22 protein-coding genes are annotated in these 21,361 nt (G+C 67.0%); 19 read left to right on the top strand and 3 right to left on the bottom strand.

Annotated elements, in window-relative coordinates; all coding sequences use genetic code 11:
• The 3 genes from Q0L94_RS16515 to Q0L94_RS16505 are packed head-to-tail and all read right to left on the bottom strand — an operon-like array spanning window position 1 to window position 3,127.
• Window positions 1-1,203, bottom strand: coding sequence for an ATP-grasp domain-containing protein (locus Q0L94_RS16515; RefSeq protein ID WP_296755439.1), 1,203 nt, complete (start codon window positions 1,201-1,203; stop codon window positions 1-3).
• The gene (locus Q0L94_RS16510) at window positions 1,193-2,095 is read right to left on the bottom strand and encodes an NAD(P)-dependent methylenetetrahydromethanopterin dehydrogenase (protein ID WP_296755435.1); all 903 of its coding nucleotides are present in this window, start codon (window positions 2,093-2,095) and stop codon (window positions 1,193-1,195) included. Before Q0L94_RS16510 ends, Q0L94_RS16515 begins: the two co-directional genes overlap by 11 nt.
• Before the next feature lie 39 nt (window positions 2,096-2,134).
• Window positions 2,135-3,127 carry a beta-ribofuranosylaminobenzene 5'-phosphate synthase family protein gene (locus tag Q0L94_RS16505; protein WP_296755433.1) on the bottom strand — a complete coding sequence of 331 codons (993 nt, stop codon included), beginning with the start codon at window positions 3,125-3,127 and terminating at the stop codon, window positions 2,135-2,137.
• Window positions 3,128-3,402: 275 nt separating this feature from the next.
• Between Q0L94_RS16505 and Q0L94_RS16500 the strand changes: the two genes are divergently transcribed.
• The 19 genes from Q0L94_RS16500 (at window position 3,403) to Q0L94_RS16410 (ending at window position 21,208) form a co-directional block, all read left to right on the top strand.
• Window positions 3,403-4,644, top strand: coding sequence for a hypothetical protein (locus Q0L94_RS16500; protein ID WP_296755430.1), 1,242 nt, complete (start codon window positions 3,403-3,405; stop codon window positions 4,642-4,644).
• Window positions 4,631-6,295 carry a formylmethanofuran dehydrogenase subunit A gene (locus Q0L94_RS16495; protein WP_296755428.1) on the top strand — a complete coding sequence of 555 codons (1,665 nt, stop codon included), beginning with the start codon at window positions 4,631-4,633 and terminating at the stop codon, window positions 6,293-6,295. Before Q0L94_RS16500 ends, Q0L94_RS16495 begins: the two co-directional genes overlap by 14 nt.
• The gene (fhcD, locus tag Q0L94_RS16490; protein ID WP_296755425.1) at window positions 6,292-7,188 is read left to right on the top strand and encodes a formylmethanofuran--tetrahydromethanopterin N-formyltransferase; all 897 of its coding nucleotides are present in this window, start codon (window positions 6,292-6,294) and stop codon (window positions 7,186-7,188) included. The genes Q0L94_RS16495 and fhcD overlap by 4 nt, the downstream gene beginning before the upstream one ends.
• Window positions 7,185-7,991: a formylmethanofuran dehydrogenase subunit C gene (locus Q0L94_RS16485; RefSeq protein WP_296755423.1), complete on the top strand. Its 807-nt coding sequence runs from the start codon at window positions 7,185-7,187 to the stop codon at window positions 7,989-7,991. The genes fhcD and Q0L94_RS16485 overlap by 4 nt, the downstream gene beginning before the upstream one ends.
• Window positions 7,988-8,530, top strand: a complete 543-nt coding sequence (locus Q0L94_RS16480; protein ID WP_296755420.1) for a histidine phosphatase family protein — start codon at window positions 7,988-7,990, stop codon at window positions 8,528-8,530. Before Q0L94_RS16485 ends, Q0L94_RS16480 begins: the two co-directional genes overlap by 4 nt.
• 3 nt (window positions 8,531-8,533) lie before the next feature.
• A complete protein-coding gene (folP, locus tag Q0L94_RS16475) occupies window positions 8,534-9,355 on the top strand; it encodes a dihydropteroate synthase (RefSeq protein ID WP_296755419.1) in 822 nt (273 codons plus the stop codon).
• 26 nt (window positions 9,356-9,381) lie between these two features.
• Window positions 9,382-9,816, top strand: a complete 435-nt coding sequence (locus Q0L94_RS16470; RefSeq protein ID WP_296755416.1) for a copper chaperone PCu(A)C — start codon at window positions 9,382-9,384, stop codon at window positions 9,814-9,816.
• 289 nt (window positions 9,817-10,105) lie between these two features.
• Window positions 10,106-10,705: an OmpW family outer membrane protein gene (locus tag Q0L94_RS16465; protein WP_296755414.1), complete on the top strand. Its 600-nt coding sequence runs from the start codon at window positions 10,106-10,108 to the stop codon at window positions 10,703-10,705.
• A gap of 359 nt (window positions 10,706-11,064) precedes the next feature.
• Window positions 11,065-12,342 (top strand): ATP-binding protein, encoded by a 1,278-nt coding sequence (locus Q0L94_RS16460; protein ID WP_296755411.1) that lies wholly within the window; start codon window positions 11,065-11,067, stop codon window positions 12,340-12,342.
• Entirely contained in the window at window positions 12,335-12,973 is a 639-nt protein-coding gene (locus tag Q0L94_RS16455) for a response regulator transcription factor (protein ID WP_296755409.1), read from the top strand. Before Q0L94_RS16460 ends, Q0L94_RS16455 begins: the two co-directional genes overlap by 8 nt.
• Window positions 12,974-13,213: 240 nt before the next feature.
• Window positions 13,214-13,756: an OsmC family protein gene (locus Q0L94_RS16450; protein WP_296755406.1), complete on the top strand. Its 543-nt coding sequence runs from the start codon at window positions 13,214-13,216 to the stop codon at window positions 13,754-13,756.
• A gap of 60 nt (window positions 13,757-13,816) precedes the next feature.
• A complete protein-coding gene (gene lpdA, locus Q0L94_RS16445; protein WP_296755404.1) occupies window positions 13,817-15,232 on the top strand; it encodes a dihydrolipoyl dehydrogenase in 1,416 nt (471 codons plus the stop codon).
• On the top strand, window positions 15,213-15,608 hold the full coding sequence (locus tag Q0L94_RS16440; protein ID WP_296755401.1) for a glycine cleavage system H protein: 396 nt from the start codon (window positions 15,213-15,215) through the stop codon (window positions 15,606-15,608). The genes lpdA and Q0L94_RS16440 overlap by 20 nt, the downstream gene beginning before the upstream one ends.
• A gap of 31 nt (window positions 15,609-15,639) precedes the next feature.
• Complete coding sequence (locus tag Q0L94_RS16435) at window positions 15,640-16,032, top strand: rhodanese-like domain-containing protein (protein ID WP_296755399.1); 393 nt, start codon at window positions 15,640-15,642, stop codon at window positions 16,030-16,032.
• A 254-nt stretch (window positions 16,033-16,286) separates the two neighbouring features.
• Window positions 16,287-16,565, top strand: coding sequence for a hypothetical protein (locus tag Q0L94_RS16430; RefSeq protein ID WP_296755397.1), 279 nt, complete (start codon window positions 16,287-16,289; stop codon window positions 16,563-16,565).
• A gap of 16 nt (window positions 16,566-16,581) precedes the next feature.
• Window positions 16,582-16,881 (top strand): hypothetical protein, encoded by a 300-nt coding sequence (locus Q0L94_RS16425; RefSeq protein ID WP_296755395.1) that lies wholly within the window; start codon window positions 16,582-16,584, stop codon window positions 16,879-16,881.
• A 76-nt stretch (window positions 16,882-16,957) separates the two neighbouring features.
• On the top strand, window positions 16,958-18,121 hold the full coding sequence (locus Q0L94_RS16420; RefSeq protein ID WP_296755393.1) for an acyl-CoA dehydrogenase family protein: 1,164 nt from the start codon (window positions 16,958-16,960) through the stop codon (window positions 18,119-18,121).
• A 5-nt stretch (window positions 18,122-18,126) separates the two neighbouring features.
• Window positions 18,127-20,604, top strand: a complete 2,478-nt coding sequence (locus Q0L94_RS16415) for a PAS domain S-box protein (protein ID WP_296755390.1) — start codon at window positions 18,127-18,129, stop codon at window positions 20,602-20,604.
• Window positions 20,582-21,208, top strand: a complete 627-nt coding sequence (locus Q0L94_RS16410) for a response regulator transcription factor (protein WP_296755387.1) — start codon at window positions 20,582-20,584, stop codon at window positions 21,206-21,208. The genes Q0L94_RS16415 and Q0L94_RS16410 overlap by 23 nt, the downstream gene beginning before the upstream one ends.
• Window positions 21,209-21,361: the final 153 nt, after the last annotated feature.

Genomic DNA, 21,361 nt, shown 5'->3' with positions numbered 1-21,361 from the left:
TCAGTTCCGCCCGGTGGTGGAAAGGAGGGGTGAAACGCGTCCAGGGCGGAGGGGCGTGCGGTCGGTTTCGACCGCTCCATGCCGGGACAGACGTTCGAGAATGCGCTGGCGGAAACTCAAGGCCTGTTGTTCCGCCGCGTTGGCATCGGCCGCCGTCGCGTGCACCGTGCAGACCGGGTCGCCGGGTTCCAGCAGGGTGCCCATGCGGGGCAGGTCGGCACTCCAGTCCGGCCAGGGAAAGCCGGCGGGAACGCGCAGGGTTTCGCCGGCGTAGGCTACGGCGACGGCGCGGCTCGCCTCCGGTTTGGGTAGTGCGACCGGCAGGCGTCCGAGGCAGGACTGGACATGCAGGTCGAACAGGGCCGGCATCGGATTCGCATCCCAGAGTTCCAGCGTGGCGGTGGGGCGGGGGTTGAGTTCCAGCAGGCTCCAGCCGCTGCCGTTCACCACGAAATCGATGCCGTTCAAACCCCTGAGGCCGAGCGCAGCGGTGAGGGCGCGGGCCGCTGCCTGCACGGCCGGGCCGACGCCGCCGGGCGCATCGTCGAGCGCCACGGCGCCGGCGTAGGCCCAGCGTCCGGACGCTTCGGCCGGCGCCGGCAGCAGACGGTTGAAACCGATCGCCCGCATCTCCCGGCCATCGGCGAGAAACAGCAGCGAGCAGGGCATGCCGTCCACGCGGCGCTGGAAATAGACGCCGCGGCGCGCCGCGATACCCGCCGCTTCGCGCACGTGGATTCCGCCGCATCCGCCGGCGCGTTTGGCCAGCCAGCCGGCGGGGTCTGCGGGCGGGGCGGACTGCACTTCGGGAAAGGGCAGTTCGAGGCGGCGCGCCAGGCTGGCGAAACGCATGGGATTGGCGCTCTCGGCCAGGACTTCCGCGGGATTGCCCAGGAGTTGGCGGCCGCAGGCCAGCCGGTTCAGCAACTCCGGCTGGGCCTCGAAGCCGGAGCCGTACACCAGGCCGAGGCAATGCTCTAGCGGGCTGAGGCGCGCGGCGGCTTCGACCAGCCCCAAGGGCGCCAGATCGCCGTTTTCGTCCAGCGGCAGCCGCTGCCAGAGCGGGGCCAGGTCGCAGGTGTCGCGGTCGGCGAAGCCGTCCATGCCCACCGCGATGCGGCCGGCGCGTGCCGCTGCCTGCGCCAGGCCGCGGCCGCTCAGGGATACCAGGAGAAAAGCCTCTGGGCGGGCTTCAGGCTGCATGCAGGCGGGCCTCGTCCAGACAGTCGGGGAAACCCAGATAAAGCGGCTTTCCGGCAGCCAGCATCTTCTGCAGCAAGCCTTGCTGAACCTTGTATTTGACGTTGCCGATGGCCAGCGGCCCGATGCCTACAGCCTTGCCGGTAGCGCTGGACAGGGGAACGGCGTCGTCCATGACGCCGATGCCTTCCACGCCCGCCGGCGGCACCGCATTGATGTCCGCCGCCACCAGGAGTGCCGCGGCACGGCCGAGATGCGCGGCCCCGAGCACCTGCACCCCGGCCTTGGCGGTAGCCAGTACGACCTCGGCCTGTGCCAGAAGGGCGTGCTTGGCCGCGTCAGAACTGGCGTCGTCGGCCTGGATGTCGACGCCGAAGCGGCCATTGAGGAGGCGCACCGCTACGCTTGCGCGAGCCAGGCCGTCGTGCCCCGGGATCGTGACCCGGGCGCCCGCCTGCGCGGCCAGCACCGCCGCTGTCATGCCCACCGGGCCGGTGCCGCCGAATACCACGACCTGACGGCCATCCAGGGTCGTGCCGTGGGCTTGCGTCAGGGCCTGCTCCACCTTGGCGATCATGGCGGCGGCCGTGGTGTAGGCGCCGCTGGGATCCGCAAACACGGAAACCTCGAACGGCGGCACCATGGCCCGGCGAGCGGCATCCAGCATATCGGTGGCGAGGATCGCGTCGCGGCCGCCGATGAAAATGCCGGTTCGCTTCGCGCCCTTGGGGCCACGCGAAAAAATGGCGTCCTGGGTGAAGCCGGCGATGTCGGCGAGGCCGACTCCGCCATAGGGAATCACCGCGTTCCAGCCGGCGTCGTAAGCCATGTTCACGTCGAACGGGCTGACCCGGTTGTCCGGCGTTGCGAAATGCAGCAGATAGGGTTTTTCCATGGGCTTCATCGTTATTTTGTTGGGGGTTCCCGTAGCGGGTCAGTGATGTGCCGGGGCCTGCGCCGCATTCGCCGCGATGCGTATATCCGCGCCGCGGTTGCGGCCGGCGCAAACCATGAATTCGAGGCCGTCGGCAGCGAACTCGATGCGCGCAAACTGGGCCAGGGCGCGCGCCCGCGTTTCCGAATCCGCCAGCGCGAACCCGGTGGGCCCCCACGAGCTCTGGCCCACGCCGGCGGCGCCGTTTCCGGACAGCCAGTCGAGGGCGCGTGCCACGCGCGGACTGGCGAAGCGGCCACCCTGGGCCGGCGCGAAATGGTCGCCCACCACCTCCTGGATCTCGCTGATGGCGGCGCCGAAGCCCGCGACATCCCCTTCCGCCAGGGACGGCATCGCCTGCATCAGTGCCAGGCGGCACAGATGGCCGGCGCTGGCCTCCGGAAATGTCGGCAGGCTGGCGAAAGCCTGTTTTTCCGCTTCGCCGTGCAGTCCCCGGTAGGCGGGGTCGAATACCAGCACCAGCCGCCACTGCGCGGGGAATGTCAGGTGCGAGATCAGCGTGGGCGGCAGGTCGCGTTCTCCGCGGCCGCCGTCGACGACGAAGCCGCCATGCTCGAACAGGCCGAGGCCGATGCCGGAGCGCCCGCCGCGGCCGAGTGCGGTGGCCACCTCGCGCGGCGACCATGTCATGCCGTACAGGCGTGCCAGCGCGGTGCCGACCGCCAGGGCGAGCTGGGTGCCGGAGCCCAGCCCGGTATGCTCCGGAATGGCCTGCTGGATGAACAGACGCACGCCGCCCTCGATGCCGAGGGCGTGCAGGGACGAGCGCGCGTAAGCCTCGGCCCGGTCGGCCTGGGGGCCTTCGGCCGAGATGTGGTCATCGACATACGCGGTGACGGTGGTGGCGAGCTCCTCCACGGCCAGCCCCAGGCTGCCGAAATTCCGCCCGAGGCTGCCGTTGAGGTCGAGAAACCCCATATGCAGCCTTGCGGGGGCTCTTACGGTTGCGCTGCGATTGGTGGTGAGATTCATTGGTCAATGTAATCAAGGATGCCTGGGATTGACTGGAAGCAAGCCCCATGCCATGAAAAAAGACCATACCAATCAGTGCGCTATCGCTTCGGCTGGGTTGTCACTGTGTGACACTCTGTCACGCGGAACAGACGGCGTGACATCTGACCGGGACGCCGGGCGCACTGGCGCCAGCAGGACAAACCGTTTGATTCGCCAGACAAATGCCGTCGCGCCTTGCATGTGGCACGGAATCTGCATGATCAGGTCGCTTCCACACACATCGACCTCACTCCATGCCTGATTCCTGCTGTCCTTTCTGCGGACTCGTTTGCGACGACATCCGCGTCGCGGTCGACGCTAGCGGTGCGCGCGCCGAGAGCCCGGCCTGCGCGCGCGCCGTCAGACTGTTCCCGGTGCCTGCGCGCGGAACGGCCCAGGTTGCCGGTCAGGCGGCCGAACCTGCCGCCGCCTACCGGGCCGCCGCTGCTCTTCTGGCGCGCGCGCAGCGCCCCCTGATCGGTGGGCTGGCCTGCGATGTCACCGGCCATCGTGCCGCCCTGGCGCTGGCCGAACGAACCGGCGGCGTGGTCGATCACATGAACGGCGCCGCCCAGTTCCGCAACTGGCTGGCATACCAGGATGGCGGCTGGATGACCACGACGCTGTCGGAAGTGCGCAACCGCGCCGATCTGATCGTGCTCGCCGGCACCGACACCCGCCGTTTTCCGCGTTTCTTCGAGCGTTGCCTGGCGCCGGAATCCCAGTTCGGCGAGTTGCGCCGGCGGTTGGTTGTCCTGGGTAGCGATCTTTCCGCGGAGGCGGCGCACGCCGTCTCGCCGGATCTCGTCGTCCCGCTGCCGAACGCGCGTTTGGGTGAGTTGTGCGGCGCCCTGCGCGCGCGCCTGGCCGGCCGGCGGCTCGATGCCGACAGCGTGGCCGGGGTGCCGATGGATCAGGTCGACGCCTTGCTGGAGACGCTGCGCGCAGCGCGCTACGGCGTGCTGGTGTGGAACGCGGCCGAACTGACGTTTCCGCACGCCGACCTGGCGATCCAGGCCATGGTCGATCTGGTCAAGGATCTCAACCAGACCACGCGCTGGTCGGGCCTGCCGCTCGGCGGCAACGACGGCGACACCTCCGCTGCCCAGGTCTGCACCTGGCAGGCGGGCTATCCGCTGCGTACCGCCTTCGAGGCTTCCGGCCCGCACTATCAGCCGCTGCTGTTCGATAGCGCGCGTCTGCTGGAAACGCGCGAGGTGGATGCCCTGCTATGGATCGCCGCGCTCGATCCGGAGCGCGTGCCGCCCGCCGCCGCCTGCCCGCGCATCGTCCTGGGCCGGCCGGACATGGTCTTTGCCGACCCGCCGGATGTATTCATTCCGGTGGCCGTGCCCGGTGTGCACCACGCCGGCTTCATGCACCGCATGGACGGGGTGGTGGCGCTGCCGCTGCAAGGCCACACCGCCACCGAACTGCCCAGCGTGGCCCAGGCCCTGGCCGCGATCCAGCAGGAGATGAATCATGTTGCGACTTAAAGGCGGCCGCCTCTACGACCCCGCGCACGGCGTCGACGGCGAGGTGCGCGATCTCTATGTGGAGCATGGCCGCATCGTTGCCGCGCCCGGCCCGGAAACCCGCATCGACAGCGAGATCGACCTCGCCGGCCGGGTCGTGATGGCCGGCGCCATCGACCTGCATACCCATATCGGCGGCGGCAAGCTAAACATCGCCCGCGCCCTGCTGCCGGAGGATCACCGCGCCGATCCGGTACCGGCCATGGGCGACATGCACGCCGGCTGCGGCCACGCCGCGCCGTCCACCTGGACCACCGGCTACCGCTACGCCGAGATGGGCTATACCGCCTGTTTCGAGCCGGCCATGCTGCCCTCCAACGCGCGCCACGCCCATCTGGAGATGGGCGATATTCCGATGGTGGACAAGGGCGCCTACGCCATGCTCGGCAGCGACGACTTCTTCCTGCGCCTGCTGGCTTCCGGCAGCGACCAGCGCCTGATCAACGACTACGTCGGCTGGACGCTGGATGCCACCCAGGCCATGGCGATCAAGGTGGTGAACCCGGGCGCCATTTCCGCTTTCAAGTTCAACGCCCGCAACCTGGACCTGGACGAGGCGCACCCGCATTACGGCGTCAGTCCGCGCCAGGTGATCCGCGCCCTGGCCCGTGCCGTGCACGAACTGGGCGTGGCGCATCCGCTGCACGTGCACGCCAGCAACCTGGGCATTCCCGGCAACGCCGACAGCACGCTCGCCACCATGGCGGCGGCGGAAGGCCTGCCCATCCACCTGACCCACATCCAGTTCCACAGCTACGGCACGGAAGGGGAGCGCAAGTTCTCCTCGGAGGCGGAACGCATCGCCGACGCCATCAACCGCATGAGCAACGTGTCGGCCGACGTCGGCCAGGTCCTGTTCGGCCAGACCGTCACCGCCTCCGGCGACAACATGAGCCAGCACCGCAATCACCGTCATGCCAGCCCGGACAAATGGGTGACCATGGACATCGAGTGCGATGCCGGCTGCGGCGTGGTGCCGTTCAAGTACAAGGACAAGAACTTCGTCAACGCGCTGCAATGGGCCATCGGTCTGGAACTGTTCCTGCGGGTCGGCGACCCCTGGCGCATTTTTCTGACCACCGACCATCCCAACGGCGCGCCCTTCACCAGCTATCCCCACCTGATCCGGCTGCTGATGGACCGGGGCTTCCGCAACGCGAAACTGGACGAGATCAATGCCGAGGCGGCGGCCCACAGCCAGCTGCGCAGCCTGGAGCGGGAATACAGCCTGTACGAGATCGCCATCATGACCCGCGCCGCGCCGGCCCGTTCCCTCGGCCTCTCCGAGCATGGACATCTGGGCGCGGGTGCGGCGGCGAACATCGTGGTGTACCACGACGATGCCAACCGCGAAGCGATGTTCGAAAAACCCGAGTACGTATTCAAGGACGGCCAGATCATCGTGCGCGACGGCCGGGTGGTGAAGGTGGTCAACGGCGCCCAGCACGCGGTGAAACCGGAATACGACAAGGCGATCGAGAAACCGCTCAAGGAATATTACGACCGTTACATGACCGTGAAGATGGAACATATCCGGGTAAGCGACGACGAGATCTGCGCCTGCGGCGCCAGCAAGCTGATTCCCCATGCGTGCAAGGGGAGGACGGCGTGATCATCAATGGCGTGAGCATCGACGACACCTATGCCGAAGCCTTCGGCATGAAGGCCACCCGCATCCTCATCACCGCGGACAGCCTGACCTGGGCGAAGCATGCGGCCAACACAGCCTTCGGCTTCGCCACCTCGGTGATCGCCTGCGGCTGCGAGGCGGCCATCGAGCGCGAACTTGCCCCCGAGGAAACCCCGGACGGCCGTCCCGGTGTGGCCGGCCTGCTGTTCGCGGTCTCCACCAAGGAACTGGCCAAACAGCTGGAACGCCGCGTCGGCCAGTGCGTACTGACCTGTCCCACCACCGCCGTGTTCGCCGGCTGCGAAGGCGAGGAGCCGTTGCCGCTGGGCAAGAACCTGCGCTATTTCGGCGACGGCTGGCAGATGTCCAAACTGATCGGCGGCCGGCGCTACTGGCGCATCCCGGTGATGGATGGCGAATTCCTGGCCGAAGAATCCACCGGCCTGCTGCGCTCCGTCGGCGGCGGCAACTTCCTGGTTCTCGCCCGTTCCCGCGCCCAGGCGCTCGCCGCCTGCGAGGCGGCGGCGGCGGCGATCGCTGGCGTGCCCGGCGCGATCGCGCCGTTCCCCGGCGGCGTGGTGCGCTCCGGTTCCAAGATCGGCTCCAAGTACAAGGCGCTGCCGGCGTCCACCAACGATGCCTTCTGTCCGACCTTGCGCGGCGTGGCCCGATCGGAACTGGGCGCCGACGTGGAAGCGGTGCTGGAGATCGTCATCGACGCGGTCAGCGACGCCGACATGCGCGTGGCCATGAAGGCGGGCCTCGACGCGGTGTGTGCGATCGGCGCGGCGGGCGGCATCGTGCGTTTGTCGGCCGGCAATTACGGCGGCAAATTGGGGCAGTTCCACTATCGTCTGCGGGAGATCCTGGCATGAGCGCCATGACACTGAGCTTGCGCGCCGCCCCGGCCGGCCGCATCGACATGAGCGGCGTGCTGCCCGAAACCCTGGGCGGCCGTAGCGCCGGCGACATCGCCGCGCAAACCGTGCGGGTGGACGGCAATCCCGTGGCGCTGGGCGAGCTGTTCGCGGTGACGCCGGGCGAGGCGGGCGCGCTGCTGATTGACGCCGGCAGCGGCCGTCTCGATTGCCTCGGCAAGGGTATGACGGCCGGCACGCTGCGCGTCGAAGGGCCGGCCGGACATTATGCCGGGCAGAATCTGCGCGGCGGCGAACTGCTCATCGAAGGCGACGCCGGCGATTGCGCAGCCAACGGCATGCGCGGCGGCCTGCTGCGCATCGCCGGCAATGCCGGCAACTGGCTCGGCGCCGCGTTGATCGGCGAGCGCGCCGGTATGGGCGGCGGCGTCGTCGCAGTGGCGGGCGATGCCGGCGACCGCCTCGGCGACCGCATGCGGCGCGGCCTGATCCTGGTGCGCGGCAAGGCAGGCGCAGCCTGCGGTGCGCGCTTGCTGGCCGGCACCCTGGTGGTCGCCGGGGGATGCGCCGGCGCGCCCGGCCCCGGCCTGCGGCGCGGCAGCCTGATTCTCGGCCGTGCGCCGGACATCATCCCGGCCACCTACAACGATGCCGGCGTGGCGGATCTGTCCTGGCTCGGCCTGCTGCGCCGCCACGCCGACGCCATCCTGCCCGGCGTGGTGCCGGACTCGCCGCGCGTGCGCCGCTACATGGGCGACCTCGCCTTCGGCGGCAAAGGGGAAATCCTGGCGCCGGCATGAAAAAACTGGTGTTCCTGCGCCACGGCGAATCCGAGTACAACCTGAGCGGTCTGTGCAATGCCGATCCCGCCGTGCCGGTGGCGCTGACTCCGACCGGACGGCTGCAGGCGCAAGCCGCTGCCGAGCGTCTGCGCGGCCTGCCGATCCGCCGCGTCTACGTCTCGCGCCTGCGCCGCGCGCAGGAAACCGCGGCCATCGTCAACGCATGCCATTACGCCGAAATCCATGTCGACGCCCGGCTCGACGACCGCAATACCGGTTTCGAAGGGCGGCCGGTGACGCAGTATCTCAACGCCATGCAGGGCGCGCCCGATCCTTTCGCGTGGAAGGCGCCGGGTGGCGAGTCCTATCGCGAAATGGTGGCGCGCGTGCACGGCTTTCTGGCCGACCTGCGCGAGGCCGACGAATCTGCCGTGCTGGTGGTGACGCATCACGAAGTGCTGCAGGCGGTGGCCGGGCATTTTCAGAATCTGGATCCGGCGCGCATGTGGCTGGTCTGGATCGGCAATTGCGAAACCCTCGAATTCGGGAGCGGCTGAACCATGCTGCAATGCGGCCGCTATCGTTTCGACCTGGAGCGTCCACTGGTCATGGGCATCGTCAACGCGACGCCGGATTCGTTTTCCGACGGCGGCCGCTATGCCGATGCCGGGCGCGCCATCGAGCACGGCCTGAGGCTGCGCGAGGAGGGCGCCGACATTCTCGATATAGGCGGCGAGTCGACGCGGCCTGGCGCCACGCCGGTCGATGCGGGGGTGGAATTGCAGCGCGTGCTGCCGGTCGTCGCCGGCCTCGCGGCGTGCGGCGCGGCCCTGTCGGTGGACACCATGAAGACCGAGGTGATGGCGGCCGCGCTGGCCGCCGGCGCCGACATGATCAACGACGTCAACGCCCTGCGCGCGCCGGGCGCGCTGCAGGCGGTGGCGGATTCCGCTTGCGGCGTCTGCCTGATGCACATGCAGGGCACGCCGCAAACCATGCAATTGGCGCCGGCGTACGACGATGTGGCGCAGGAAGTGGCGGATTATCTGCGCGCCCGTTTCGAGGCAGCGCGCCATGCCGGCATCGCGCGCGAGCGGCTGGTGCTGGATCCGGGTTTCGGCTTTGGCAAGACGCCGGCGCACAACATTGCACTGTTTCGCGAACTGCGCCGCTTCACGCGCGAGGCGCCGACGCTGGTCGGGGTGTCGCGCAAATCGCTGTTCGGTGAGATTGCCGGCCGGACTCCGGAGCAACGGATGATCGCCAGCGTCACCGCGGCGCTGCTCGCAGCGATGCGCGGCGCCGCGATCGTGCGCGTGCACGATGTGGCGTCCACAGTGGATGCGCTGAAGGTCTGGCAGGCCCTGGGCAGCGAGAACTGAAGCTTCGATCCGACCAGGAGTTTGCCATGCGTATTTATGTGCTTCCGTTGCTCGCCGCCCTGATGTTCGCCAGCCCGGCGCAGGCGGCCGATGTCAGGATCGAGAACGCCTGGGCGCGCCCCACGGTGCCGGGCCAGCAGGTAGCCGGCGCATTCATGGACATCACCGCCGAGCGCGACCTGGAACTGGTGGCGGGCGCCACGCCGGCGGCGGCAGCGGTCGAGCTGCATTTCATGCGCATGGACGGCGAGCGCATGGAAATGCGCGAGCTGGAATCGATCAGGCTGCCCGCGGGCAAGACCGTCAGCCTGCAACCCGGCGGCCTGCACGCCATGCTGATCGGGCTGAAAACGCCGCTCGGCGGCGGCGACAGCGTGCCGATGACGCTGACCGTGCGCGATGGCGCCGGCAAGCAAAGCACGATCGAGATCACGCTGGGCGTGCCGGCGCCGCGCGACTGAGGCCGCGTCGAGCGCGTTGCGCCGGCGCCGCTCATCGGCGCTTCCCCGAGCCCGGCAACACCCCAACGCAGCGAATCCTCCGCAGGCGAGCCATGGGAATTCCCTTGAGCAACGCCGCCATGCGGAAAAAGACGCCGTTTCATGTTGCGATATTTCCGAGTCACGACACTAGGTAGTAATACTGTATTGACACAGTATTGATGCCAATTTACGGCGCTCTGGCGTACCCCTGTAATGGAAGCCTGGCCCCTCGCGCGACGCGCTGGGCCATCAACCATAAGGAGACGCAATGAACAAATCTTTTCCCTGCGCCACGCTGACGGGTGTGCTGCTGGCGGCGTTCGCCACGCTGGCGCATGCCGACAAGCGGCTCGATGTGAGCCTTGGGCTGGTCAACATCCGTCCCGACGTCGAATCGCCCGTGGTCGGGGCGGATGCCAGCAACGAGACCAAACCGATCCTGAACCTGACTTATTACCTGAACGAGAACCTGGCACTGAACACGGCCGCCGGGATCACGCGCCATACCTTCAGCGCCGGCGGCACGACGCTGGGCAAGGCAAGCATGGCGCCGTTCCACCTGATGCTGCAATACCATTTCATGCCGAAGTCGGATTTCAGCCCCTATGTCGGCGCCGGCATCCACCACACCGTGTTCTTCGACAAGAGCGGGCCGGTGTTCGACGGCTTGCGCAGGTTTCCGGCGGATACCGGAGCGGTGTTGCAGGCCGGATTCGATTACAGCGTGAACAAGGACTATTTCATCAATTTCGATGTGAAGAAGTTTTACCTGGAAACCGACGTGCGGCCGGGCGGCGGCGGCGCCAAGATCGAGACCATCAAGCTCGATCCGCTGCTGATCGGCCTGGCGGTAGGACGGCATTTCTGAGACCTCCGCGCCCGGGCCGGGGGGCGGGTGCGCGCGCAACCGGCCCCCGAAGCGGCGCACGGGAAATAGCCCGCTCAAGCCGGGTGTTCCGGCGGATGCCTGCACCCAACCGGCGATCCGCTTGTCACGAGAACCGACGGCGGGGAATCGTGCCCGCATGACAGAGTGTCATCCGGCTGTCGCGAGCGCGAGACAGATCGCGCCCGCTCAAGCGATCCGGAATCCAGTGCCGGCCGGCCTTTGCGGCATGCCTTGCAAATTGGTTCGATAGTTGCTTGGAAGCTTGTTCGTCCGGATGGATGCTGGCCGCTTCAGGCCACACAGTTCCGGAATGACCCGATCCGACCGGAGCGAATCATTTGGATTACCCCGCTAATCCGTTTGCCTGGGCACTGCTGTCGACCGTTCTTGCCCTGATGGCGGGTTTGGTGCTGTACGTTACCCGTCTCAACCTGCGCTTGCGCCATTCCAAGCAGGTGCTGGAAAAGGAAATCGGCGAACGCTGCCGGGCCGAAGAGAAACTGGCGGAAAACGAAAACAGGCTGCGCCAGATCATCGCTTCGGAGCCGGAATGCGTGAAGCTGCAAACCCTCGACGGCATCCTGCTGGAGATGAACCCGGCCGGGTTGGCGCTGCTCGAAGCCGGTCAGCCGGGCGACATCATCGGCACCTCGGTCTACGACATGGTCGCGCCGGAATTCCGCGACGAATACCGCGCCCTCACCGAACGGGTGTTTGCCGGCGAATCCGGCGTCATGGAGTTCCAGATCGTCAGCCTGAAAGGCCGCCGGTGCTGGATGGAAACCCACGTCGTTCCGCTGCGCGACGGGCGCGACAACGTGATCGCGCTGCTTGGCATCACGCGCGACATCACCGCGCGCAAGCACGCCGAGGACGAGGTGCGCCTGCATTACCGCGAGCTGGCCCATGCGGCGCGCGTCAACACCATGGGCGAGATGGCTTCCGGTCTGGCGCACGAGTTGAACCAGCCGCTTGCCGCCATTGCCAACTACTCGCGCGGCTGCCTGCGGCGCATCCGTTCCGGCGGCGGCACGGTGGAAGACCTGACCCAGGCCATCGAGCAGGTCTGCCAGCAGGCCGAGCGCGCCGGCGGCATTATCAGCAGCCTGCGCCGTTTCGTGAACAAGGAGGACAGCCCCCGCCGGACACAGGATCTGCATGCCATCGTGCGCGAAGCCATGCTGATTGCCGGGCCGGAAGTGAAGCTGCACCAGGTCGACGTCAGGCTGAGTCTGGCAGCCGGGATGCCGCATGTGCTGGGCCATGCCATCCAGATCGAGCAGGTCGTGCTCAATCTGGTGCGCAACGCGATCGAGGCGATGGGCGACGTGCCGCCCGGACGACGCTATCTCACACTGCGCACCTATGTGGCGGAGGAGAAGGCGGTGGTGGAGGTGCGCGATACCGGCTCCGGGCTGACGCGCGAAATGCAGAGCCGGATTTTCGAGCCGTTCTTCACCACCAAATCGGCCGGCATGGGCATGGGCCTGCCGATCTGCCGCTCCATCGTCGAGGCCCATGGCGGCGCCCTGATTTCCCTCTCCAACCCGAACGGCGATGGGCTCACGTTTCGCTTCACCCTGTGCCTGGCAACTGCGGAGCAAATAGATGGCTGAACAACAAACCGTTTTCGTGATCGACGACGATCAGGCCGTGCGCGAATCGCTGCACTGGCTGCTGGAGTCGGTCGGCCATCGGGTGTGCGGCTATGCCTCGGCGCGCGAATTCCTCGATGCCTACGACGGCACCGCCCCGGGCTGCCTGGTGCTGGATGTGCGCATCCCCGGCATGAGTGGCCTGGAGTTGCAGAATCACCTGCTGGAGCGCGACTGGTGCCTGCCGGTCATCATCGTCACCGGTCACGGCGACGTGCCGATGGCGGTGCGTGCGATGAAAGCCGGCGCGATCGATTTCCTGCAGAAGCCATACAACGACCAGGCCTTGCTCGATCGCATCCAGCTGGCCCTGGAACTGTGCCGGCAACGCCGCCACAGCCATGGGGAGCTGGCCCGGATCCAGGCCAACTACCGGCAGTTGACGCCGCGCGAGCGGGAAGTCGCCGCGCACGTGGTGGCCGGCAAGGCCAACAAGGTGATTGCCATCGAACTGGGCCTGAGCCCGAAGACCATCGAGGTGCATCGCGCCAATGTCATGTTCAAGATGCGTGTGAATTCCCTGCCCGAACTGGTGCAGGTGTGGATGCGCATGGAAACGCAGGCGGCGAACGAAGCCAGCCCGGCTTCCTGAGGCCGCAGCCTGTCGCCGCAAGTCCTGCGCCATTCCAGCCGGGGAAGACTGGCGCTGCCGTCGAGCATGGGCATCGTTCCGGCGCGTGCCGCCGGGCATACCCAAGCCGGATTAGGGGAATCTACTCATCCGGATGCGCGCTCGTCCGAATTATTTTCATCGCTGCAATCCCATTTAATGCAAGCAACGGCATGCACTGTCGCGCGCCGCCGATCCCCCACACACGAGAGGAAACCGATCATGTCGCAAGAAACCGTCAAAGCCGCCCTGATGCAGACCATCGCCGGCATCCAGGGCAATTCCGGTGCCGCCAAGGTGGTATTCCGTGCCGATACCCGACTCGAAGAGGACGTGCGCTGCAGCGCCAAGGTGCGCGACTTTCCGGCCATCGTCGTCGACGAACCGCCCGAACTGGGCGGGGCCGACGCCGCGCCCAATCCGGTGGAACTGCTGCTGGTCGCACTGGGCGCATGCCAGGAAATCATGTACAGCGCCTATGCCTCGGTCATGGGCGTCAAGCTCGACAGCGTCAAGGTCAATCTGCGCGGCTATCTCGACCTGCGCGGCCTGTTCGGCATGGATGGGGCCACCCCGCCGGGCTACCAGAAGATCATTTTCGAGACCGAGGTGAATAGCCCGGCCGACGCCGAAACGCTCATGAAACTGGTGCAGACGGTGGAAAGCCACTGCCCGGTGCTGGATACCCTGACACGCGCCATCGAGGTCAGCGGCCAGGTCACCCTCAACGGCAAGCTGATGGAGGCCGAGGCGCTTCCGGCCTGACCTGAAAGCACGCGTTCGTTCGGCGCCTCCGGGCGGTCGGACGGACACAGGAGACACACCATGCCCAAACATATCGCCATTATCGGCGGCGGCCCCGCAGGCTACGTCGCCGCATCCCACGCCGCGGCGGAAGGCGCCAGCGTCACCCTGATCGATCCGCATCCCCTGGGCGGCACTTGCCTGCATCGCGGCTGCATCCCCACCAAGACCCTGGTGGAGGTCTGCAATCTCCTTGAAAAAATGCGCCGCGCGGAAACCTGCGGCCTGCGCCTCAACGGCAGCATCGAGGCCGACTGGCCGGCGATGCGCGCCAAGGCCGGGCAGGTTATCGGTCTGCTCAATCGCGGCATCGATGGCCTCATGGCAGACCGCAAAGTGACCCCTGTCCAGGGGCGCGGCCGCGTTGTCGACGGCCGGCACGTCGACGTGCCCGGGCACGGCATGGTCGAAGCCGACGCCGTGCTGGTCTGCACCGGCTCCAGCCCCATCCGGCCGGCCAGTTTCCAGGTCGACGGCGAACGCATCGCCACCAGCGACGAGCTGCTGAAATGGGACACCCTGCCGAGCTCCCTGCTCATCGTCGGCGATGGCGTGGTGGCCTGCGAATTCGCCTTCATCATGCACACCCTGGGCGTGCAGGTGACCCTCGCCGCCATGGCCGAGCGCCCGCTGCCTTTCCTGGATCGGGATATCGCCGCCGTCGTGCAGCGGGAAATGCGCAAGCTCGGCATCGAATTCATCGGCCGCTGCCTGGTGGAACGGCTTGAGGCCACGCCGGACGGCGTCGCCGCCTATGCCGACGGCCGGCTGGCGGCCACCGCCGAACGCGCCCTGGTCGCCGTCGGGCGCCGCCCCCAAAGCACGGGACTTGGCCTGGAAGAAGCCGGTGTGGCCGTGGGCCAGCGCGGCGAGATCGTGACCGACAGCCTGATGCGTACCAACCTGGCGGGGCTTTATGCGGTGGGCGACGTCAACGGCCGCCTCGCACTGGCCCATGCCGCCTCGGCGCAGGCGCGTCTGGCGGTGGATCACGCCCTGGGGCTGGACCCCGTGCCGCTCGACGAAGCAGCCATCCCGTGGGCCGTGTTCACCATGCCGGAGATCGGATGCGTCGGCCTCGCCGAACAGGACGCCGTCGACCAAGGCCATGTCGTCAGTTGCGGCCGCTTCGACCTGCGCTGCCTCGGCAAGGCCCAGGCCATGGGCGAATTGACCGGCCTGGCCAAGGTGGTGGCGGACCGCGTCAGCGGGCGCCTGCTCGGCGTCCACATCGTCGGCGCACACGCGTCCGACATGGTGCATGAGGCTGCGGTGCTGATCCGCCAGGGCGCCACCGTGCATGCCATCACCCAAACCGTGCACGCCCATCCCACTCTGTCGGAAGCGCTGCTGGAAGCCGCCGAGGATGCGCTCGGCCAGGCCGTGCACAAACCCATGAAACGCGAGAAGACCCATCATGCCGGCACATTATCCTGAAGACCGCCTCTATCACCGCGACGCCCTCTGGCTGCAGCGCCTGGATGGGGACGAAGCCCTGGTGGGGATCAACTATTTCGCGCAGCAAAGCCTGGGCGAGGTCGTATTCCTGGACCTGCCGCGGGTGGGCGCTGCCATTCGCCAGGACACCCCCCTCGGGACCATCGAATCCCACAAGGCCGTGTCCGACATGATCGCGCCCGTGGACGGCAGCGTGCTGGCGGTCAATCCGCGCCTGCGCGGCGAACCCGGACTGGTCAACAGCGATCCCTACGGCGAGGGCTGGGTGTTGCGCATCCGCCTGGCCGCAGCGGCGGAAACCGGCCATCTGCTGGAGGCCGGCAGCTATCTCGAACACATCGGCCTGGCAGAATGAAGGCCGGTTTCCTATTTGCAGGAGACTTCACATGAGCTTTACCACGCAAGACCTCATCGCCCAGGCCAGGTCCCGGATCGTCGAATGGGATGCCCCTACCGCCGCGCGCGAGCTGGCCGCGCGAAAAGGCATCGTCCTTCTGGACGTGCGCGAGCCCGCGGAATTCGGCGAAGGGTGCATCGGCAGCGCCTGCAACGTTCCACGCGGCGTGCTTGAATTCAAGGTCGACCCGACCTATCCGGCCTGCGAGAAAACACTGCTCGATCGCCAGCTGGAAATCCTGGTGTACTGCAAGACGGGCGGACGCAGCGCCTTCGCCGCCCATACCCTGAAACAGCTGGGCTACCTTAACGTGACCTCCCTGGCGGGCGGAATCGAGGCCTGGAAGAGCGCTGGCTTCGACGTGACGCCGGTGCGGGCGTGACGGCGCAGCCGCAACCCGGGAGCACGGCTGCGCGTTCGAGTGCCCCCTCGATGCAGGCCTGCGCCCGCCATGCGTCGCGGCGGATACGTGGTTTTACCTGCTTCCGGCCGTGACATTACGAATTAACCCTGACGGCTGCATTGCGTATAAATCGTCGTGTACCCGGTGCGATACGGCTGGCGCGGAGGGCCGCGCGGTATCCCGGGGGCAAATCGGGGCGAAACCCATCACACGAATCGGATCAGGAGATTGTTATGTTGAAAGCTGCGCAGGACAGGGATATCGAGAACAGGCCGTTCGAGAAATCGATCAAGCAGTTCGGGGAAATCGTGATGAGCGAGCCCGCGCTGCTGACCCGACTCGACGAGACGCGCGACGCCGACAGTTTCATTGCTGCCTACTGCAAACTGGCAGCCGAACGGGGCATTCATTTCACGACCGACAACATGAAGGTAGCGGTTCAGGAACAGAAGCAGGGCAGCAACTGGATTCTGCCCAAGGCGGTCCTGAGCATGGTACGCGAGCGTTTTTGACCGGAGGTAAGCAAACATGGACGAAATCAAGACAACGAGCGGGCGCGCGGTGGGCAGCTGGAACGGCGAGCAGGCGCAGGATCTCATGGCCGAGTTGAAGCGCATCAAGGGCATGCTGGCGTCCGAACGCGCCACCGACATGCTGGATTCGCGGACGATGCCGCATCGCGAGCAATTGCATCCGGATCTGCTCGAATTCCGGGCCTATCATCTGTGGGGATGCGACAAGCAGGGGCAGTGCGTCGTGGGCACAAATGCCAACCGCATCGAGTCCGTCGACAAGGTGTTGTCCTTCTCCCTGATCGACCATCATTGATGCCGGGCGCGGGGCTTCAATGAACCCCGCCGCAGGTCGTATCATGGGCACCGGTCGTGCAAATCGGGAGCGCAGTATGGACAGGCAGGATTTTGCGTCGCTCATGCTCAAGGTGCAGGACATCGCCGAAGCGGTGGTCGCGCCGAATGCGGCCACGGTCGATGCCGAGGCCGGCTGGCCGGAAGCGGGCATTCGGGCCTTGCAGCGCGAAGGGCTGGGCGGTCTGGTGGTGCCGGCGGCTTACGGCGGCAAGGGGCACGGCCTCCATGCGCTGGCCAGGGCGTGCGAAATCCTGGGCCAGGAATGCACGTCGACCGCCATCTGCTTCGGCATGCATTGCGTGGGATCGTCCGTCATCTCCGCCAACGCGACCCCCGATCAGCAGGCGCGCTTTCTTGCGCCGATCTGCGAAGGCCGCCATATCACGACGCTCTCGCTGAGCGAGGCCGGAACGGGCGTCCACTTCTACCTGCCGCAGACCACCATGGAGACCGTTTCCGACGACGCATTCAGCCTGACCGGAAACAAGACCTTCGTGACCAACGGCGGCCAGGCCGATTCCTACGTGGTGTCGGTCGTCGCCGCCTCGCCGGAAGCGCCGATCGGGCAGTTTTCCTGCATCGTCGTGCCGGCGGATGCCGAGGGCATCCGCTGGGGCGCGAACTGGGAGGGCCTCGGCATGCGCGGCAATTCCTCGCGCACGATGGAACTGCAGGGTGTCCGCGTGCCGCGCCGCAACCTGCTCGGCAAGGAAGGCGACCAGATCTGGTACATCTTCAATGTCGTGCTGCCCTATTTCCTGATTGCCATGGCGGGCACCTTTCTCGGCGCCGCCACGACCGCGCTGGAGGAGGCGCGGCGGCACCTGAGCCGCCGCTACCACACGCATACCGGCTCCAGTCTCGCGCAGGCGTCGGTCCTGCAACACCGTCTCGGCACGCTGTGGGGCATGGTCGAACGCACGCGCCGGCTGACCTATCATGCGGCCGCGAGTTTCGATGCGGGCGATCCCGATTCGCTGACCGCGGTCATGGCGGCCAAGGTCGAGGTGGCGGACTGCGTGGTGGCCGTCGTCAACGAAGCGATGACTCTGTGCGGCGGGATCGGCTATCGCAAGGGCTCGCGTCTGCACCGGCTATTGCGCGACGCGCGCGCCGCGCATCTGATGTCGCCCACCACCGACATCCTGCGCGTCTGGATCGGACGCGCGCTGCTTGGCCAGCCGCTGTTGTCGGACTGACGGCCATGATGTTCGGCGGCGGTTCGGCGAAACCGGGGCTGCTGTATCTGGTGGGCGTGGATTCGGCCGTGGCGGACTTTCTGCAGCGCGACCTGCAGCCGGGCGTCGCGGTCGAGGTGGCGGCCGATCTGGAGGCGCTCTACTACTCGATGCTGGAAGGCCACCGGCATCCCGACACCGTGCTTCTGGGCATGGCGGTTGACGAGCCGGTGCGCGTGGCCCAGCGCATCCACGCCTACGACAACCGCGTGCCGATCCTGATCCTCAGCGCATCCGCGCATTGCGCGCAATTGCGCCGCACGCTGATGTTCAGCCCCTTGCTGGGCAACGAGGTGACGCCCTGGTCGACGGACGAGGCCGACGAACTGCCGTCCGCGATCCGCAATTCAATCCAGCGCCGGCAGCAGCGTGCGCATTATCTGAACACGATCTCCAAGGCGCAGATCCAACTGGAGAAACTGCCGCTGCTGCAGCCCGAGGCGACGCATTATCTGGATCAGTTGCTCGACCATGCGCCGATCGGCGTGCTCACGATCGATCCGGACGGCGCGATCCTGACCCTCAACCGGCAGGCCTCGGCCACGCTGGCCGCCAGCGAGCGCGCCGCCCTGGGGCGCCCGCTGCGCGACCATTTTCCGCCACGCGAGCGGACGCGTCTCGACGAATGGCTGCAGCGCAGCCTGGAGAACATGGAGCGGGTCGGGCCGGAGATCATCGAGATCGATGCGGCAGAGCGGGCGGCCCGTTTCCTCGAAGTCACGCTGACGCCGCTGTCCTACAGGACGGGGCAGCGCGGGGCGATGCTCATTCTGCAGGACGTGACGGATCGGGTGGCGGCGGAGGCGGAGCGCCAGCGCGCGGAGGAGGATCTGCGTTTCCACGCGACGGTGCTGCGCTCGTTCCACGAGATCAGTTCCGATCTCGAACTCGGCCTGGACGATAAGCTGCATCGCCTGCTGCAGCTCGGCTGCGAGCAGTTCGGCCTGCCCATCGCCATCCTGTCCCGCATCGACGGCGGCTTCTTCCGCATCCAGGACGCGATCAGCGACAGCCCGGCGTATGCCGCGGGCGTCGTCAGGGATCTGGATCAGACCTATTGCAGCGCGACGGTCTTCACCACCGAGCCGGTGGCCTTCGAACAGGCCGGCGCGAGCGCGTGGCGGGATCATCCGAGCTACCGGGAGCACGGCCTGGAAGCCTACATCGGCGCGCGCGTGCAGGTCGACGGCAGCCTCTACGGCACGCTCTGCTTCGCCAGCCAGGCGCCGCGCCGCACCCCCTTCAGTTCGACCGACCTGGAGACGCTCAAGCTCATGTCGCAGTGGGTCGGCAACGAACTGCAGCGCGAACGCGCCGAGGCGCACATGCGCAAGCTGTCGAGCGCGCTGGAGCAGACGGCCGACACGGTCATCATCACCAACCACGAGCGCCGCATCGAATACGTCAATCCGGCGTTCGAACGGCTCACCGGCTACGTCAAGGAAGACGTGATCGGCCAGAAGACCTATTTTCTGCGTTCGGGCCTGCACGACGACGCGTTCTACCGCGACCTGTGGGACGTGATCGGGAACGGCAACGCTTACCGCGGCGTGATGGTCAACCGCAAGAAGGACGGCAGCATCTTCCACGAGCAGAAGACCATCACGCCGCTGAAGGACGCGCAGGGGCGCATCACGCACTTCATTTCCACCGGACACGACATCACCGACCTGGTGCGCGCCGAGGAGATCGACCGCCAGCACAAGGCGGAACTGGCGCACGTCGCGCGCCTGAGCATACTCGGCGAGATGACCTCGGGGCTGGCGCACGAGCTCAACCAGCCGCTGTGCGCGATCACCACCTACGCGCAGACCTGCCTGCGCATCATCGACACCGGCAGTTGCAAACCGGACCAGGTGCGCTACGGTCTGGAACAGGTGGTGCGCCAGGCCGAGCTCGGCGGCGCGATATTCCGCCGCCTGCGCAACTTCGCGCGCAAGGGCGAACGGCGACAGCAGCGCATCGATCTGCGCGAGGTCATCCGGGAGACGGCGAGTTTCGTGCGCGCCGAGCTCCGCCAGCAGCAGATCCGGATGCGTCTCGACGTGGCGCCGGATCTGCCTGGGGTGATGGCCGATCCGATCCAGATCGAACAGGTGCTGCTCAACCTGATCCGCAACAGCATGGATGCCCTGTCCGGCCTCGACGAGACGCGGCGCGAGATTGTCATCCGGGCGACGCACGACGGCAGCGGGGATGTCCGGGTCTGCATCCGGGACGGCGGGCAGGGCTGCCCCGACGACGTCGCCGACCGGCTGTTCGAGCCGTTTTTCACCACCAAGCCTACCGGCATGGGCATCGGTCTCGGCATCAGCCAGAGCATCATCGATGCGCATGGCGGACGCCTCTGGCTGGACGACAATTCGATGAACGGCGCCACTTTCTGCTTTACCCTGCCGGGCACTTGGGGAGAACTGCCGCATGAAGAAAACACCGACGCATAACGCCAACGTCTTCATCATCGACGACAACGCGGCCGTGCGCGACGCGATCCGCTGGCTGGTCGAGCAGGTGGGGCTCAATGCGCGCACCTTCGCGTCCGCGCGCGAATTTCTCGATGCCTTCCAGCCCGGCATGCGCGGCTGCCTCGTGCTCGACATCCGCATGCCGGGCATGAGCGGGCTCGATCTGCAGGAAAAGCTGGCGCAGGAGGGCGCGCATCTGCCGGTGATCATCGTGACCGGGCACGGCGACGTGCCGATCACGGTGCGCGCAATGAAGAGCGGCGCGTTCGAATTCCTGCAGAAGCCCTTCAACGACCAGGTTTTGATCGACGCCATTCAGGCCGCGCTCGACAAGTACGGCGAGGTCTGGAACCAGGAGGACCGCCGCGACCGGGCGAGCCGCAGCCTCGCCGCCCTGACGCGCCGCGAGCGCGAAGTGCTCGACCTGCTGCGGCGGGGCAAGCCCAACAAGGTGATCGCAGCGGAACTGGGCCTGTCGGTGCGGACGGTGGAAGGGCACCGCGCCAACATCACGGAGAAGATGGGCGTGAAGTCGCTCGGGCAGTTGATCGAGCTCGTTCTTAAATCCGACCCCGAACCCTAGTGCCGTGACTCAGAAATATCGCAACATGAAACGGCGTCTTTTTTCGCATGGCGGCGTTGCTCGTCGTTGCCATAGAGCCGGCTATGTCGCCCACCCGCAAGGGGTAGGCCGTGGTTGTAAAGCCGATAAATCGGCAACAACCACGCTCTCCTC

The organism is Thiobacillus sp., from assembly GCF_024708915.1.
This window is presented reverse-complemented; position numbering and strand designations above follow the sequence as displayed.

What these genes read in the sequence shown, in the direction of transcription:
- Q0L94_RS16510 (WP_296755435.1), bottom strand. Translation starts at nt 2,095, where the DNA reads ATGGAAAAACCCTATCTGCTGCATTTCGCAACGCCGGACAACCGGGTC.
- Q0L94_RS16415 (WP_296755390.1), top strand. Translation starts at nt 18,127, where the DNA reads ATGATGTTCGGCGGCGGTTCGGCGAAACCGGGGCTGCTGTATCTGGTG.
- Q0L94_RS16455 (WP_296755409.1), top strand. Translation starts at nt 12,335, where the DNA reads ATGGCTGAACAACAAACCGTTTTCGTGATCGACGACGATCAGGCCGTG.
- folP (WP_296755419.1), top strand. Translation starts at nt 8,534, where the DNA reads ATGCTGCAATGCGGCCGCTATCGTTTCGACCTGGAGCGTCCACTGGTC.
- Q0L94_RS16515 (WP_296755439.1), bottom strand. Translation starts at nt 1,203, where the DNA reads ATGCAGCCTGAAGCCCGCCCAGAGGCTTTTCTCCTGGTATCCCTGAGC.
- Q0L94_RS16485 (WP_296755423.1), top strand. Translation starts at nt 7,185, where the DNA reads ATGAGCGCCATGACACTGAGCTTGCGCGCCGCCCCGGCCGGCCGCATC.
- Q0L94_RS16425 (WP_296755395.1), top strand. Translation starts at nt 16,582, where the DNA reads ATGGACGAAATCAAGACAACGAGCGGGCGCGCGGTGGGCAGCTGGAAC.
- Q0L94_RS16420 (WP_296755393.1), top strand. Translation starts at nt 16,958, where the DNA reads ATGGACAGGCAGGATTTTGCGTCGCTCATGCTCAAGGTGCAGGACATC.
- Q0L94_RS16450 (WP_296755406.1), top strand. Translation starts at nt 13,214, where the DNA reads ATGTCGCAAGAAACCGTCAAAGCCGCCCTGATGCAGACCATCGCCGGC.
- Q0L94_RS16440 (WP_296755401.1), top strand. Translation starts at nt 15,213, where the DNA reads ATGCCGGCACATTATCCTGAAGACCGCCTCTATCACCGCGACGCCCTC.
- Q0L94_RS16410 (WP_296755387.1), top strand. Translation starts at nt 20,582, where the DNA reads ATGAAGAAAACACCGACGCATAACGCCAACGTCTTCATCATCGACGAC.
- Q0L94_RS16430 (WP_296755397.1), top strand. Translation starts at nt 16,287, where the DNA reads ATGTTGAAAGCTGCGCAGGACAGGGATATCGAGAACAGGCCGTTCGAG.
- Q0L94_RS16505 (WP_296755433.1), bottom strand. Translation starts at nt 3,127, where the DNA reads ATGAATCTCACCACCAATCGCAGCGCAACCGTAAGAGCCCCCGCAAGG.
- Q0L94_RS16470 (WP_296755416.1), top strand. Translation starts at nt 9,382, where the DNA reads ATGCGTATTTATGTGCTTCCGTTGCTCGCCGCCCTGATGTTCGCCAGC.
- Q0L94_RS16495 (WP_296755428.1), top strand. Translation starts at nt 4,631, where the DNA reads ATGTTGCGACTTAAAGGCGGCCGCCTCTACGACCCCGCGCACGGCGTC.
- Q0L94_RS16435 (WP_296755399.1), top strand. Translation starts at nt 15,640, where the DNA reads ATGAGCTTTACCACGCAAGACCTCATCGCCCAGGCCAGGTCCCGGATC.
- lpdA (WP_296755404.1), top strand. Translation starts at nt 13,817, where the DNA reads ATGCCCAAACATATCGCCATTATCGGCGGCGGCCCCGCAGGCTACGTC.
- Q0L94_RS16465 (WP_296755414.1), top strand. Translation starts at nt 10,106, where the DNA reads ATGAACAAATCTTTTCCCTGCGCCACGCTGACGGGTGTGCTGCTGGCG.
- Q0L94_RS16500 (WP_296755430.1), top strand. Translation starts at nt 3,403, where the DNA reads ATGCCTGATTCCTGCTGTCCTTTCTGCGGACTCGTTTGCGACGACATC.
- Q0L94_RS16480 (WP_296755420.1), top strand. Translation starts at nt 7,988, where the DNA reads ATGAAAAAACTGGTGTTCCTGCGCCACGGCGAATCCGAGTACAACCTG.